A 14,275-nucleotide genomic window follows, 5' to 3' on the forward strand; every position below is an offset into this window, starting at 1 on the left:
ATGGCAATCCTGATTCGCGGCGGCACCGTGGTCGATGCGGACCGCTCCTATCGCGCGGACGTGCTCTGCGCGGACCCGCAGGACGGCGGCACGATCCTGCAGATCGCCGAGAAGATCGACGCGCCGGCCGGCGCGACCGTCGTCGACGCGCACGACCAGTACGTGATGCCGGGCGGCATCGATCCGCATACGCACATGGAACTGCCGTTCATGGGCACGAGGGCGAGCGACGATTTCTACTCGGGCACGGCCGCCGGGCTGTCGGGCGGCACGACGAGCATCATCGATTTCGTGATCCCGAGCCCGAAGCAGCCGTTGATGGACGCGTTCCTCGAATGGCGCGGCTGGGCCGAGAAGGCGGCGTCCGACTACGGTTTCCACGTGGCCGTGACATGGTGGGACGAGAGCGTGCACCGCGACATGGGCACGCTCGTGCGCGAGCACGGCGTATCGAGTTTCAAGCACTTCATGGCGTACAAGAACGCGATCATGGCCGACGACGAGATTCTCGTGAACAGCTTCACGCGTTCGCTCGAACTCGGCGCGCTGCCGACCGTGCATGCGGAGAACGGCGAGCTCGTGTTCCAGCTGCAAAAGGCACTGCTCGCACGCGGGATGACGGGGCCGGAGGCGCATCCGCTGTCGCGCCCGCCGGAGGTCGAGGGCGAGGCCGCGAATCGCGCCATCCGCATCGCGCAGGTGCTCGGCGTGCCCGTGTATATCGTGCACGTATCGGCGAAGGACGCTGTCGACGTGATCACGCGGGCGCGCAGCGAAGGGCTGCGCGTGTTCGGCGAGGTGCTGCCGGGCCACCTGGTGATCGACGAGGCCGTCTATCGCGATCCGGACTGGACGCGCGCGGCCGCGCACGTGATGAGCCCGCCGTTCCGCTCGGCCGAGCATCGCGAGGCGCTGTGGCGCGGGCTGCAGTCGGGGCAGCTGCATACGACGGCGACCGATCACTGCGTGTTCTGCGCGTCGCAGAAGGCGATGGGTCGTGACGATTTCACGAAGATCCCGAACGGCTGCGGCGGTGTGGAGGATCGCATGTCGGTGCTGTGGCATCACGGCGTGAATCACGGGCGCATCACGCCGAACGAGTTCGTGCGGATCACGTCGACGAACGCCGCGCAGATCTTCAACCTGTATCCGCGCAAGGGCGCGGTGCAGGTCGGCGCCGATGCCGATCTCGTCGTCTGGGACCCGGCCGCGACGAAGACGATTTCGGTGAAGACCCATCACCAGCAGGTCGACTTCAACGTGTTCGAGGGGATGACCGTGCAGGGTGTGGCGACGCACACGCTCACGCGCGGTGCGCTCGCATGGGCCGACGGCGAGTTGCGCGCGGTGCGCGGCGCGGGCCGCTACCTGAAGCGCCCGCCGGCGGCCGGCTACTACGAGGCCGCGCGGATCGCGAACCGGCTGCGCGAGCCGCATCCGGTCGAGCGCGCGGGCTGAACGACGCGTGTCATGCGGGGCGTGTCCGTTCGGGCGGAGAACGGCACGCCCCGCGTGCGTTCATACATGGTAGATAGAACAACTGAACAAGCTGGAAAAGCGCGAAAGAAGCAACGATCGATGCAATTGGACGCCGCGATTTTGACGTCATTGCAGGCGTGCGTATCGAGCGAGTAACATCCACCAACCCCACGCCGGGGCCGCGGGCCAGGGCCGCCCGCCGGACAGTTCAAATAGTGAGAAAGGAGCACAAGGTGGATATTCTGCGCAGTCTCCTCGGTATGCTGTTCCTGTTGCTGGTTGCTTATCTGTTGTCGAACAATCGCCGTGCGGTCAGCGGCCGGACCATGATCGCCGCGCTGCTCACGCAGTTCGCGATCGGCGCGCTGGTGCTGTTCGTACCGTCGGGCCGCGCGGTGCTGGCTGCGGCCGCGAACGGCGTCAATCGTGTGCTCGACATGGGCAATCACGGTATCGCGTTCGTGTTCGGCGGACTGGTCGACGCCCGCATGTTCCAGCTGTTCGGCGACGGCGGATTCGTATTCGGCCTGCGCGTGCTGCCGATGATCATCTTCGTCACCGCACTGATCTCCGTGCTGTACTACATCGGTGTGATGAAGTGGATCGTCGCGATCCTCGGTGCGGGGCTCGCGAAAGTGCTCGGCGTGAGCCGCATCGAGGCATGCTCGGCCGTCGCGACGATCTTCCTCGGGCAGAGCGAGATGCCCGCGCTCGTGAAGCCGTTCGTGCGGAACATGACGAGCGCCGAGATCTTCACGGTGATGGCGAGCGGCATGGCGTCGGTCGCGGGCTCGGTGCTGGTCGGCTACGCCGGCCTCGGCGTGAAGATGGAGTACCTGCTCGCCGCGTCGTTCATGGCGGTGCCGGGCGGGCTGCTGTTCGGCAAGCTGCTGTTTCCGACCGTCGAGCCGAGCCGCGTGGTGGTCGACGGTCTCGATTTCGATGACAAGCGGGCTGCCAACGTGATCGAGGCGGCGGCGTCCGGCGCGTCGGTCGGCCTGCGGATCGCGATCAACGTCGGCGCGATGCTGATCGCGTTCGTCGGGCTCATCGCGCTGATGAACCTCATCGTCGGCGGCGCGGCCGCGTTCGCGGGCTTTCCGCAGGTCACGCTGGTGGGCATCATCGGCCACCTGTTCGCGCCGCTGGCGTGGATCATCGGCGTGCCCTGGCACGATGCGACGCTCGCCGGCAACTTCATCGGCGAGAAACTGATCTTCAACGAGTTCGTCGCGTACGGCGACCTGTCGCCGTACCTGAAGGGCGGCGAGCACGTCGCGGCGGCCGGCCTGCAGGTGCTCGACCCGAAGACGCTCGCGATCGTGTCGTTCGCGCTGTGCGGCTTCGCGAACTTCTCGTCGATCGCGATTCTCGCGGGCGGCTTCAGCGCGGTGGCACCCGAGCGCCGCTCGGACGTCGCGCGGCTCGGCTTGCGCGCGCTGACGGCCGCGACGCTGTCGAACCTGATGAGCGCGGCGATTGCCGGCCTGTTCTTTTCGCTGCATTGACGTAGACTGCGACCGTTCGAAGAGAGGCAACGATGTTTCTACCGCAGGAATTCATTCGCAGGAAGCGCGACGGGCAGCCGCTCGATCGTGACGGGATTGCCGCGTTCGTGCGCGGCGTGACCGACGGCAGCGTGACCGAGGGCCAGGTGGCGGCGTTCGCGATGGCCGTGTTTTTCAACGACCTGAGCACCGACGAGCGCGTCGCGCTGACGCTCGCGCAGCGCGATTCGGGCGACGTGCTCGACTGGCGCGCGCTCGATCTCGACGGGCCGGTGATCGACAAGCATTCGACCGGTGGCGTCGGCGATGTGGTGTCGCTGATGCTCGGGCCGATGGTGGCCGCCTGCGGCGGCTATGTGCCGATGATCTCCGGGCGCGGGCTCGGCCATACGGGCGGCACGCTCGACAAGCTCAGCGCGATTCCCGGCTACGACGTGATGCCCGCGACGGATGCGTTTCGCCGCACGGTGCGCGACGTCGGCGTCGCGATCATCGGGCAGACCGCGCGGCTCGCGCCGGCCGACAAGCGCATCTATGCGATTCGCGACGTGACGGCGACCGTCGAGTCGGTCGCGATGATCACCGCGTCGATCCTGTCGAAGAAACTCGCGGCGGGGCTCGACGGGCTCGTGATGGACGTGAAGGTCGGCTCCGGCGCGTTCATGCCGACCGCGGAGAAATCGGCGGAACTGGCCCGCAGCATCGTCGACGTCGGCAACGGCGCGGGCATGAAGACGACCGCGATCCTCACCGACATGAACCAGTCGCTCGCGCCTTGCGCGGGCAATGCGCTCGAGGTCGCATGCGCAATCGACTACCTGACCGGCAAGGCGCGCCCGGCGCGCCTGCATGACGTGACGATGGCGCTGTCGGCGGAACTGCTCGTCACCGGCGGGCTGGCACGCGATGTCGCCCACGCGCGCGAGAAGCTGCAGCAGGCGCTCGATTCGGGCACGGCGGCCGAACGCTTCGCGAGAATGGTCGTGGCGCTCGGTGGCCCTGCGGACCTGATCGACGTGCCGTCCCGGCACCTCGCGCGGGCGGCGGTGATCGTGCCGGTTCCGTCGCCTTCGACCGGCGTGGTGCAGCGGGTCGATTGCCGCGGGCTGGGGCTGACGGTCGTCGCGCTCGGCGGCGGCCGTACGCGCGCGGAGGATGCGATCGACGTCAGCGTCGGCCTCACGGCGCTGGCGGAGATCGGGCAGCGCGTCGAGGCCGGCGAGCCGCTCGGTTACGTGCATGCGCGCGATGACGCGTCCGCGGCGCATGCGGTGGACGCGGTCCGGCGCAGCTACGTGCTCGGCGAGACGGGCGACGTGCCGCCGACCCTTTACCAGCAGATCAGCTGACCCTACTCCGGAGGCACCTTCTCGATGGAACGAGACGAACTGATCGAACAGGCCAAGGCGGCGCGCGAACGCGCGTATGCGCCGTATTCGCGCTTCCAGGTCGGCGCGGCGCTGCAGGCGCGTGACGGCACGGTTTTCCACGGCTGCAACGTCGAGAACGCGTCCTACGGATTGTGCAATTGCGCGGAACGCACGGCGATGTTTTCGGCGATCGCCGCCGGCTATCGTCCGGGCGACTTCGCGCGGCTTGCGGTCGTCGGCGACACGGATGACCCGATCGCGCCGTGCGGCGCGTGTCGTCAGGTGATCATCGAAATCGGCCTGCCGGATATCGAAGTGATCCTGGCCAACCTGAAGGGGGCCGTCGAAGTCACGACGGCCCGCGCATTGCTGCCGGGCGCATTCAGCCTGTAACGGCGCGCGCCGCACGCGTCATGCGCCGTCGCGCGTTTCGCGGATCGGGATCACGGTGCGCGCGCCGCACTGGCGCAGCAGGTCGCGCAGCTCGTTGATGACCGGAAACACCTCGTGGTTCCAGTCGGCGCCTTGGGCGTCGTGTGCTTCCTGCTCGCGCTCGACGATCCAGCGATCCTCGCGGAAGATGCGCTCGGTGAACCACACGAGCAGCGGCCACGCGAGATCGAGTGCGAACGGGATGCCGGGCTTGTGGATCGACAGCAGTCCGAACGTGCGGTTGGTGCGCTGTTCGGCATCGAGCGGCACGTAGACGATCCACAGGTCCATCACGAGCGTGCCTTCGCTCGAGCGGATCTGCAGCGTCTGGTACGGGTAGCCGGTGCGTACCGTCATCACGCTCTTGTCGGACTGGTCGGCCGGCTTCTTGCTCGCGCCGAACACGAGCGCCTCGCCGACCGGCTGCTTGCCTTCCATCCGCGCGAACGTGTAGTCGACCTCGACCCAGTCGTCGCCGCGGCGCCGGCCGACCGAGCGCGCGCGCATTTGCCCCATCTGCTTGCGGTGCAGGAACTGATGGTTCATGTCCATCAGGTTCTCGTGCATGAACGAGTAGTGGCACTTGACCTCGCGGCCGAAGCGGCGTGTCTTGTACGCGCGGTTGTCCGCCGATTCGAGCGCGGGGAACGGCCGCGAGTCGGCAAGTGTCGCGTCGCCCGGAAACACGAAGATCAGCCCGTGCGCCTCGCGGCACGGATATGCACGCACGCCGTTGGGCAAGCGCTCGCGGCCGAGGTAGGGCACGTCGACGCAGCGGCCGCTGTCGCACGCGTAGGTCCAGCCGTGATAGCAGCAACGCAGCGTTTCGCCGCTGACGACGCCCGCGTGCAGCGGCACCTGGCGGTGCGCGCAACGATCCTCAAGCGCATACACGGCGCCGGACTCGGTGCGTACTAGCACGATCGGGTCGCCGGCGAAGCGCACGCCGAGCGTCTTGCCGCGCTTGAGCTCGCGCGACCATGCGAGCGGATACCAGTGATCGGGGTGAATCGGCACGCGGCGCAGATCGCGCACGGTCGCGCCGGAGGACGATTCTCCAACGGTGTTGCTGTCAGGCAAGGGTACTGCGAGCATGCGTGACGCCTCCTGGCTGGGCGGGTGGTCCGGACGCCGCAAGAAGCGGCGGGGGATCAGGAGAAGTCTACGCGAAGTTGCCCGCCGCGGCGGCCGCGATGCGGGTTTGCCCCGGCATCGCGGCCGCGGTTTCGTTGATGCGGCGCAAACGGGGCCGCAGGCGGCGCGCGCCGGGCGATAACCCGTCGCGCGGCGGGTGGGCGCTCAGGAGCGGGCGTCGCGCCACAGCACTGCGTCGGAACGGTACAGCGCCGGGAAGCGCTGCTTCAGCCCGGCGACCTTCGGCAGGTCGTTGAACGCGATATAGGGCGCGTCGGGATGCAGCTCGAGGTAATTCTGGTGATAGGTCTCGGCCGGATAGAACCCCTTGTAGTCCTCGACGCGCGTGACGACGGGCGCCGCAAACACGTGCGCGGTGCCGAGCTGCGCGATGTACGCGGTCGCGACCGCGCGCTGCTGCGCGGTGGTCGGGAAGATCGCAGACCGATATTGCGACCCCTCGTCGGGACCCTGCCGGTTGAGTTCGGTCGGATCGTGCGCGACCGAGAAGAACACCTGCAGCAGCCGGCCGTACGTGATCTGCGTCGGGTCGTAGACGATGCGCACCGATTCCGCATGCCCCGTCAGCCCCGAGCCGACGAGCGCGTAGTGCGCGGTTTCGGAGGCGCCGCCCGCATAGCCTGCCGTGACCTGCTTCACGCCCTTCACGTGCTCGAACACGCCCTGTACGCCCCAGAAGCAGCCACCGGCGAGCACGGCTGTCTCTTCGTGCGACGCGCCGGCGGTTTCGTCGAGCGTCGGCGCGGGCACGGTGCGCATCGGCTCCGCCGAATTGACGATGCGCTGGTAGCCGAACACGGCGGCGGCCGCGACGGCGACGGCGCCGATGCGGCGCAGCAAAGTCGCGCGCCGTTGCGCTGCGGCATCGCGGGTGGAGATCGGGATCATCTTCTGCTCCTTTTTGAACGGGTCGGAGAACGCGGCGGCCAGGTGGCGGCGCACGCGATCAACCGAAAGTGAATGCGTACGCATCGACACCGGCATCGAGAAACTCGATCGCGAACGTGCGATCGGCGATCGCCCCCGGCTGCCGGACGAGCTGGTAAAGGCGCTGGCCGGTGACCGTGCCGTAGCCCTGCGCGTCGACGTCGGCGCCGTGCGCGGCACCGGGCGCCGCGCCGTCGAGCGTCACGCGAAAGCGCACGGGCTGGCCGTTCGCGCCCGGGCCGAGCACGAGGTGCAGGTCGCGTGCATGGAACCGGTAGACGATCCGGCCGTCGGGGGCGGCGAGCGACGCACGCTCGCCGCCGACATTCCAGGTGCCCGCGAGGCCCCAGTCGTTGAGGTCCGGCCGGGCCGGCGCGTCGTAGCGGTGCACAGCATCGCGCACGGCGCCCCCCGGCGACGCGAAGCTTTCTGCGCGCGCATAGCCGACATAGGTTTCGGGCGAGCGGACGTCCGCGCTGTCGGCTGCCGCGAGCGCGCCCTTCGCAGGCGCTCCGGCGAGCCCGAGCGGCACGTTCAGCGCTTCCGGATGGCCGGCTTCCGCGAGCAGCGACTGGATCGCGCGCTCCGACTGCGCGTATTCGCCTTCGCCGAAGTGGTGATGGCGAACGCGTCCTTGCGCGTCGATGAAGTAGTGCGCCGGCCAGTATTCGTTGTTGAAGGCGCGCCAGATCGAATAGCCGTTGTCGATCGCGACCGGGTAGTCGATGCCGAGGTCGTGCACGGCCTTCTTCACGTTGCCGATGTCGCGTTCGAACGCGAACTCCGGCGCGTGCACGCCGATCACGACGAGCCCGTACGGCGCGTACTTGCGTGCCCACGCGTTCGTGTACGGCAGCGTGCGCAGGCAGTTGATGCACGAATACGTCCAGAAATCGACGAGCACGACCTTGCCGCGCAGGCCGGCTGCGGTCAGCGGCGGCGAGTTCAGCCACTGCACGGCGCCGTCGAGCGACGGCAGCGTGCCTTCGACGGGCAGCGCGGACGGCGTCGTGACGGCCGCGCGCATCATCGCGCTGCCGGCCATCGCACCGCCGCCGGCCGGTGCCTCGTCGGCTGCCGCGGCCATCATCGCGCCGCCGGTGGCGTTGTCGGTGGTGTTGCCGGTTGCGGCCATCGCGGCTGGTGCCGCTGGTGCTGCCGGTTCTGCCGGTGCGCCGTTCGAGCGTCCGCCGAGGCGCTCGACGAGCTTCGTCTCGAGGCCGCCCGTCGTGACGGTCGACAGCTGCGCGAGCGCGCCGGTGTCGAGGCCGAGTGCGATCGCGCCGACGCCGGCCAGCAGCGCCGCGCCGATCCCGCGCCGGATCCATTCGCCGGCGCCGAGCGAGCGCTTCATCGCGGCGAACACCTTGCCGCCGATCACGAGCGCGACCGCGAGCGACGTCGCCGCGCCGGCCGCATACGCGACGAGCAGCAGCGTGGTCCCGACGCTCGCGCCGCGCAACGCGGCGCCGGTCAGCACGAGGCCGAGGATCGGGCCTGCACACGGCGCCCACAGCAGGCCCGTCGCGACGCCGAGCAGCAGCGACGACGCAGGGCCGGCCGCGCGGCCGTCGCGCTGCGAGAACCCGGTGAGCCGGTTGCCGGCCGCGACGAGCGGGCGTGTCAGGTGTTCCGCGAAGCGCGGCATCAGCAGCGTCAGGCCGAACACGGCGAGCAAGACGATCGCGATCCAGCGGCCGGCCTGGTTCGCCTGCGCGACCCAGCCGCCGCCGACGGCGGCGAGCGTCGCGACGACGGCGAACGTGAGCGCCATGCCGGCGAGCAGCGGCAGGCCGGTGCGCACGAACGGCTGGTCGGCGCGGGCGAACACGAACGGCAGCACGGGCAGGATGCAGGGGCTCAGGATCGTGAGCACGCCGCCGAGATAGGCAAGGACGATGAGCAGCATGGTGCGTTCTCCAGTCGGTCGGGAGTGGGGCCGGATCAGGCGGCAGCCGGGTGGAAGGTGAGCGCGAGGCCGTTCATGCAGTAGCGCAGGCCGGTCGGCGGCGGGCCGTCGTCGAACACGTGGCCGAGGTGGCCGCCGCAGCGCCGGCAGTGCACTTCGGTGCGGACCATGCCGAACGTGGTGTCGGTGTGGGTGTCGACTGCGTGGTCGAGCGGCTTCCAGAAGCTCGGCCAGCCCGTATGGCTGTCGAACTTGGCGGCGGACGAGAACAGCGCGAGGCTGCAGCCGGCACAGGCGAACGTGCCGGTCCGGTGCTCGTCGTTCAGCGGGCTGCTGTACGGCCGCTCGGTGCCGGCTTCGCGCAGGATCGTGTATTGGGCGGGCGTGAGCCGGCGATGCCATTCGGCATCGCTGAGCGTGACCTCGAAAGGGGCCGCCGTGGGTGCGCCGACCGGCGGCGCGGCAAATGCGCGGCCGACCAATGCGCGCCGGCCGGCGGACGACAGCGCGGCGAGCGCGGCAAGGCCGGTGGCGCCGGCGAACAGCAGATGTCTGCGGGTAGGCATGACGGGCTCCTGGAAGCAGGTGCTGAAAACATGCGCCCATCGTAGGCAACGGCCGGTGTCGAAGTCCTCACGGAAAGTTAAATGAATTGTGATTGTTTTTTGGGGAATCCGGCCAGGTCCGGTGAAATCCTTCAAGGCCCGGTCTGACAAGGGTTTGCCGGGTATTTGTGGTTTGTCCACTTCCGTGGAAATCCCGCACGAGCCGCAACTTTTTAGTGTTTTTTTAGTGTTTGCGATGTGGAGTAGGCTCTGCGTAGAGATGCGCGGGCCAACCTGGTTGCAATATCAAAGGAGGGCGATCATGGGTGCTCTGACGGTTAGACAAATCGAAGCCGCGAAGGCGACCGGGAAGTTGTATTTCCTCTCGGATGGGCGCGGACTGTTCCTGCGCATCGGCCCGGATGGCTCGAAAACCTGGCTTGTTCGCGTCAGCATCAATGGCAAGCAACACGACAAGCCGCTCGGCAAGGCGTGGGGGCGCATCATGACTGAAGGACGGCTGTCGCTAGAGGAGGCACGCGCAGCCGCGGCGACGATTCGTTCGTATGCGCGCGACGGTGTGGACTATCTCGAAGCGAATAAGCGTGAACGTCAGGCCAAGGTTGAAAAGGCGGCGACAGCGGAACTCACGTTCGGCGATTTGTTCGATACGTGGTTCGCGACCGTCAACAAGAAGCGCGGTAAGAAAGGCCGAAAGGATGGTGGTAGGATGCTTCGAGGTGCGATGGAAAAACATGTGTTGCCGGCTCTCCGTACACACAAGATTGCAGGCGTGTTTGCGTCGAACGTTCTGCCGTTGCTTACCGCGATTTCCGACGCGGGATACAACCGGCGCTCGGTCGAGGTGTTGGGGGCCGTCCAGCAAATGATTCGATGGGGCGAGCGCAACCAGCCGTGGAAACGCTTGCTCATCGATTGTGATGTGCTCGCGCTCGCAAAAGAGGATGTCGTTGCAGGTGATTACGACCCGGTACGTGACAACGAACGCCATCGCACGCTGTCGGACGACGAAATTCGCTCGCTGGGTGAACTTATGCCGGCTGCACGGCTTCCGCGATCCATTGAGTCAGCGGTATGGGTGATGCTTGCTTGCGGAACGCGCGTCGGTGAAACACTCGTGGCTCGATGGGCTGATCTTGACTTCAAGGCGCGGACATGGACGATTCCAAAGGAACGTACAAAGTCAAGCGCGGCGATTACGATTCATCTTTCAGATTTCGTCCTTGCGCAGTTTGCGGCACAGCACATTGTGCGCGCTGGATTGCTCGAGGACGACGTGCGTCGCGAATATGTATTTCCGTCGCAACAAGGCAAGATTCCGCACGTCACTATCCACACAACGTGCAAGGCGATCCGTGACCGGCAACGCGGGAAGGGTGCATCGACCGAAGGTCGCACGACAGCAACGGATACGCTTATTGTCTCGGGTGGTCAATGGAAATGCCATGACCTGCGTCGTACCTGCGGAACGATGATGCAGTCGCTTGGTATTGCTGAGAGCATTGTGCATCGATGTCTGAATCACGCGCGTAACGATCCGCTTGATCGGATCTATCTGCAGTTCAACTACGACGAGCAGATGCGCGATGCATGGAGACGATGGGGCGACCGTCTGTCGGAATTACTGGGCGAAGATACTAGAAACGTACGCTTCCTGTTCAAATCATAATCCGCGGCCTCAATCAAACCAGGCATTCATATCCGGCCGACTGGCAGCTTATCGGCCAGTATCTATCTAGTGCCGAACCGGATTTGCTTTATCCACCGGTCGCTTGCCGTCGGTGGGGTAAGGTCAGTCGGAGCCGCGCATTACGTACGCGAGCTCGTCGATTGTCCGCACGCCGTGAAACGATTCGGCTGCCAGCATGAAGCGAGCGGCGACGTATGCGCTGCCCGCGAGCGCTATCCCGAACGGCTCGTCGTAGAACTGCAGCGACGCTATCGACAACACGTACGGCGCCAGATCCGGGCGTGGCTGAACGAAGCAATGTCGAAGATGAACGCGAAGTTCTCGGCGATGTACGAAGTCGACGTGAAGGGAGGCCTACCGAGCATCGTGCCTGAGAAACTGATGCGGGCGATGCTGTTGCAGGTGCTGTACAGCATCCGCAGCGAGCGGCAACTGGTCGAGCAGATCTCGTACAACCTGCTGTTCCAGTGGTTCGTAGGCCTGTCGATCGAGGATGCGGTTTGGAACCACTCGGCTAACGCTGTTATTTTGACCGGTTATATTGAAATCCCGTGGCATCAAACAGGCAAATCAAGAAATATGCGAACGATGAGAACGCTGGGCCCGTTTGGGAGCGTGTCCGCCGGGCTTATTCGGACCGCCGTTGAGGTTAAGCATGGGGGCTGTCCCAAGCTTCTACATAGCGCTGTTGCGCTGAATGATCTCCCAGAGGGCACTGCGTTGCGATCATTGGAATTTTCCTCGTCCAGTACGCTATACCCGAACTGTGGCGGACGTATCAACGCTGAACGCCGGAGCCATTGCCTCAGAAGTCCACCAGGAGGTCGTCGATGTTTCGGTAAACTTGCCTGCGTCGTGATTGGGCGAACCCCAAACAAAAAGCGCTTCTTGCCTTTCGCCAGACGAATTGTGTGATGCGGATGCTGAGCGTCCAGCTCAATGCTGGGGTGGGGGGCGCTTGCCCGGTCCGCAGGTTGCTGCAATGACAGGTGCGCCGGTTGTCCGGTGTGTGGATCGTAACCAACCGGATATTGATACTTTCGGAGAGCGGCGCCGTGAGCTGGGTTGGGGCTTATACCAACATGATGGCCGCCAGATGGACATCAAAATCAGAAAATGCTAGCTTGTGACGTGACAGACTTGTGGAAGATTTGGCGTCCGAAGGCATGTTTCTGTCATCGTGGAGCACATAAGTGTATTCGTGGAGATATGTGATGAGTGATGCCACCATTCGAAGCTTCCTGCGTGGTTTGGACGTCCTGAAGGCTCTGAATACTACCAACTACCTGACGGCGCTAGAGCTGAGCCGCGCCGCGTCGCTGCCAAGGCCGACTGTCTACCGGGTGTTGGAGACGCTGATGCAAGCCGGTTATGTCGTTCGCGATGAGGTCACCGACGTCTACAGTCTGACCGAAAAGGTCACTGCTCTGTCTTGCGGCTATGGGCGGAGCGCACATGTGATCGAACTAGCAAAGCCGTTGGTCAAGGAATTCAGTGAAGAAATCTGCTGGCCTTCTTACCTTCACGTACGCGAAGAAGGGGAGATGGTCACGCGGGCCATCTTTCGCTCGCCTCGCGCACTGACCTATCCGAGGATCGGGAAGCGCCATTCACTCGCAGGGAGTGCCCCGGGACGAGCGTATCTTTCGTCTTTGCCTACGGAGGAGCGGCAGCGATGGTTGGTGGTTCCCGGCGCGGCGGCGCGCGACGCGACTGCTCAGCAGTGGGATCTCAATCAAATGAACAGCCTCATTCGTGATGCGGCCCTTCTTGGCTGCGGATTTCGGGAGGGTGGCATCGTTCCACGGACGTGCTCGATATCGGTTCCTATCCGCAACGGAAACGACGCCGCAGTCTACTGGACTATCGTGATGATGAGTTCAGTTCTCACGGTAAACAAGGCGATTTCGAATTACCTTGCGGGGGCGCAGGCCGTTGTAGAGAAAGTCGAGCGGATGGTACGCTCGACTGATCGGCAATTGGCCCCCGAGCTCCATTGAGAAATTCAGTGAGTTGAGCTTTGCTGGTTGTACTGGTTAGTTGTTCAAGCCCATTACACGACTCAGTCGCGCTTCTTTGCATGCGCGGAGGTGGAATTCCGGACGTCCTTCCGGCGCATGATCGAATACAAGTTTCGAAGGCGAAGGCACGCCTGTGACATCTAGATGCAATACATCTGAGGATACTGGCGCCGGTCTTTAGTCGGCTGTTGCGACTCACCCTTGAATTGAATTCGGTGAAAGCGTTAGAGCGCCTTCAAGAGGGCAGCCTGTAGTCACCGCCCTTGATGTCAAACTTGCTCAACGAGCGATTGGAATCCGATCGTCCGTGAAAGGTGTGCGGCCTCGGTCATAAGCAGGGTCGAAAAGTGCTCCAGCTTTTTCGCATCAAACCGAACGCTTGGCCCGTACAAAGCGAGGGAGCCGGCAACACCGCCGGACGCGTCAAAGAAGGGTGCGGCGATGCTCGTGGCTCCTTGGATTTGCTCGTCTTGACTGATCGCGTAGCCAAGTGTCCTGGCTTTTTTGAGTTCCTTAACAAAGGCTACTAGGTCTAAATCCGTGTTCAGGGTCATTTGTCTCAATTGGCGGGGTTCCAAGGACGAATGAGCCAAAATTACTTTTCCGCTCGCGCCGAGTGCGATCCTATCCTGGAAACCTACGCCCCTACGAAAACTGAGTGGCTGACCACTCGGAATCTCGGCGATACATATCCGATACCCTCCTTGCCGGACATAAAGCCCCACTGTTTCGTCGGTTACTTCCCACACCCTCCGTATCATCGGCATCGCCGCAGCTGCCGGGTCATTGCTGGATGCCCACACGTGAGCAAGCCGAGCGACAGACGGCCCTAGTCGAAACCTCTGCGGGTCTCCGCACGATACCAGGAACCCGCGCGCCTCCAGCGTGTATAGCAGCCTGTAGAGCGTGGGACGGCTCAAGCTAACGCGCTTCAACAATTCGGTCGGCGAGAGCTCGAAATCGGCAGGACTGAACGCCAAGAGGACTTCCAGCGCTCGTCCCACGGCTCGAACGCTTTCGTTGCCTTTTTCCGTATTGGTCATCTTTTCCTCTTACTTATCCGTCATCGGCGATATCCACCACTCAAACATCGCGTCCGCCAGTTGGATTGAATCCGTCATGGTGAAATGTAGCCTGTGACCATCACCGAATGGAAGCGAATCGTCCAAATTCGACAAATATGTTCGCATGGCGGACATTGCGTAAGCACTCGCCCAG

The 14,275-nt window shown here is 64.6% G+C and carries 12 protein-coding genes and 1 pseudogene; 7 read left to right on the top strand and 6 right to left on the bottom strand.

Annotation, left to right across the window (positions count from 1 at the left end; all coding sequences use genetic code 11):
* The 4 genes from hydA to DIE03_RS33850 all read left to right on the top strand — a co-directional run bounded on the left by hydA (position 1) and on the right by DIE03_RS33850 (position 4,750).
* A complete protein-coding gene (gene hydA / locus DIE03_RS33835; protein ID WP_124456491.1) occupies positions 1-1,458 on the top strand; it encodes a dihydropyrimidinase in 1,458 nt (485 codons plus the stop codon).
* Positions 1,459-1,712: 254 nt separating this feature from the next.
* Positions 1,713-2,987: a NupC/NupG family nucleoside CNT transporter gene (locus tag DIE03_RS33840; RefSeq protein ID WP_124456492.1), complete on the top strand. Its 1,275-nt coding sequence runs from the start codon at positions 1,713-1,715 to the stop codon at positions 2,985-2,987.
* A 32-nt stretch (positions 2,988-3,019) separates the two neighbouring features.
* Positions 3,020-4,336: a thymidine phosphorylase gene (deoA, locus tag DIE03_RS33845; protein WP_124456493.1), complete on the top strand. Its 1,317-nt coding sequence runs from the start codon at positions 3,020-3,022 to the stop codon at positions 4,334-4,336.
* A 24-nt stretch (positions 4,337-4,360) separates the two neighbouring features.
* Positions 4,361-4,750, top strand: coding sequence for a cytidine deaminase (locus DIE03_RS33850; RefSeq protein WP_124456494.1), 390 nt, complete (start codon positions 4,361-4,363; stop codon positions 4,748-4,750).
* 18 nt (positions 4,751-4,768) lie between these two features.
* On the opposite strand, the gene DIE03_RS33855 is transcribed toward DIE03_RS33850, so the two are convergent.
* The 4 genes from DIE03_RS33855 to msrB all read right to left on the bottom strand — a co-directional run bounded on the left by DIE03_RS33855 (position 4,769) and on the right by msrB (position 9,346).
* Positions 4,769-5,884, bottom strand: coding sequence for an aromatic ring-hydroxylating dioxygenase subunit alpha (locus DIE03_RS33855; RefSeq protein ID WP_124456495.1), 1,116 nt, complete (start codon positions 5,882-5,884; stop codon positions 4,769-4,771).
* A 204-nt stretch (positions 5,885-6,088) separates the two neighbouring features.
* Complete coding sequence (gene msrA / locus DIE03_RS33860) at positions 6,089-6,832, bottom strand: peptide-methionine (S)-S-oxide reductase MsrA (protein ID WP_124456496.1); 744 nt, start codon at positions 6,830-6,832, stop codon at positions 6,089-6,091.
* A 58-nt stretch (positions 6,833-6,890) separates the two neighbouring features.
* Positions 6,891-8,780, bottom strand: a complete 1,890-nt coding sequence (locus tag DIE03_RS33865; RefSeq protein ID WP_124456497.1) for a cytochrome c biogenesis protein DipZ — start codon at positions 8,778-8,780, stop codon at positions 6,891-6,893.
* A gap of 35 nt (positions 8,781-8,815) precedes the next feature.
* Positions 8,816-9,346 (bottom strand): peptide-methionine (R)-S-oxide reductase MsrB, encoded by a 531-nt coding sequence (msrB, locus tag DIE03_RS33870; RefSeq protein WP_124456498.1) that lies wholly within the window; start codon positions 9,344-9,346, stop codon positions 8,816-8,818.
* A 301-nt stretch (positions 9,347-9,647) separates the two neighbouring features.
* Between msrB and DIE03_RS33875 the strand changes: the two genes are divergently transcribed.
* A complete protein-coding gene (locus DIE03_RS33875; protein WP_181461640.1) occupies positions 9,648-11,015 on the top strand; it encodes a site-specific integrase in 1,368 nt (455 codons plus the stop codon).
* Between the two features lie 123 nt (positions 11,016-11,138).
* Here DIE03_RS33875 and DIE03_RS38485 read toward each other — a convergent pair whose 3' ends face one another.
* Positions 11,139-11,297: a hypothetical protein gene (locus DIE03_RS38485; RefSeq protein WP_166677957.1), complete on the bottom strand. Its 159-nt coding sequence runs from the start codon at positions 11,295-11,297 to the stop codon at positions 11,139-11,141.
* Here DIE03_RS38485 and DIE03_RS33880 point away from each other — a divergent pair.
* Both DIE03_RS33880 and DIE03_RS33885 read left to right on the top strand, forming a co-directional pair.
* A pseudogene (locus tag DIE03_RS33880) lies at positions 11,274-11,540 on the top strand (transposase); the annotation flags it as partial. The gene DIE03_RS38485 and the pseudogene DIE03_RS33880 sit on opposite strands and share 24 nt — an antisense overlap.
* A gap of 710 nt (positions 11,541-12,250) precedes the next feature.
* Positions 12,251-13,036: a helix-turn-helix domain-containing protein gene (locus DIE03_RS33885; RefSeq protein ID WP_059623622.1), complete on the top strand. Its 786-nt coding sequence runs from the start codon at positions 12,251-12,253 to the stop codon at positions 13,034-13,036.
* A gap of 290 nt (positions 13,037-13,326) precedes the next feature.
* Here DIE03_RS33885 and DIE03_RS33890 read toward each other — a convergent pair whose 3' ends face one another.
* Positions 13,327-14,100: an IclR family transcriptional regulator gene (locus DIE03_RS33890; RefSeq protein WP_059623624.1), complete on the bottom strand. Its 774-nt coding sequence runs from the start codon at positions 14,098-14,100 to the stop codon at positions 13,327-13,329.
* Positions 14,101-14,275 lie beyond the last annotated feature (175 nt).

Source organism: Burkholderia sp. Bp8992 (genome assembly GCF_003853705.1).
Taxonomy (GTDB): domain Bacteria; phylum Pseudomonadota; class Gammaproteobacteria; order Burkholderiales; family Burkholderiaceae; genus Burkholderia.

Coding starts and splice junctions, on each gene's coding strand:
- DIE03_RS33855 (WP_124456495.1), bottom strand. CDS start 5,884: ATGCTCGCAGTACCCTTGCCTGACAGCAACACCGTTGGAGAATCGTCC.
- DIE03_RS33885 (WP_059623622.1), top strand. CDS start 12,251: ATGAGTGATGCCACCATTCGAAGCTTCCTGCGTGGTTTGGACGTCCTG.
- DIE03_RS33875 (WP_181461640.1), top strand. CDS start 9,648: ATGGGTGCTCTGACGGTTAGACAAATCGAAGCCGCGAAGGCGACCGGG.
- msrA (WP_124456496.1), bottom strand. CDS start 6,832: ATGATCCCGATCTCCACCCGCGATGCCGCAGCGCAACGGCGCGCGACT.
- DIE03_RS33865 (WP_124456497.1), bottom strand. CDS start 8,780: ATGCTGCTCATCGTCCTTGCCTATCTCGGCGGCGTGCTCACGATCCTG.
- hydA (WP_124456491.1), top strand. CDS start 1: ATGGCAATCCTGATTCGCGGCGGCACCGTGGTCGATGCGGACCGCTCC.
- deoA (WP_124456493.1), top strand. CDS start 3,020: ATGTTTCTACCGCAGGAATTCATTCGCAGGAAGCGCGACGGGCAGCCG.
- msrB (WP_124456498.1), bottom strand. CDS start 9,346: ATGCCTACCCGCAGACATCTGCTGTTCGCCGGCGCCACCGGCCTTGCC.
- DIE03_RS33850 (WP_124456494.1), top strand. CDS start 4,361: ATGGAACGAGACGAACTGATCGAACAGGCCAAGGCGGCGCGCGAACGC.
- DIE03_RS33890 (WP_059623624.1), bottom strand. CDS start 14,100: ATGACCAATACGGAAAAAGGCAACGAAAGCGTTCGAGCCGTGGGACGA.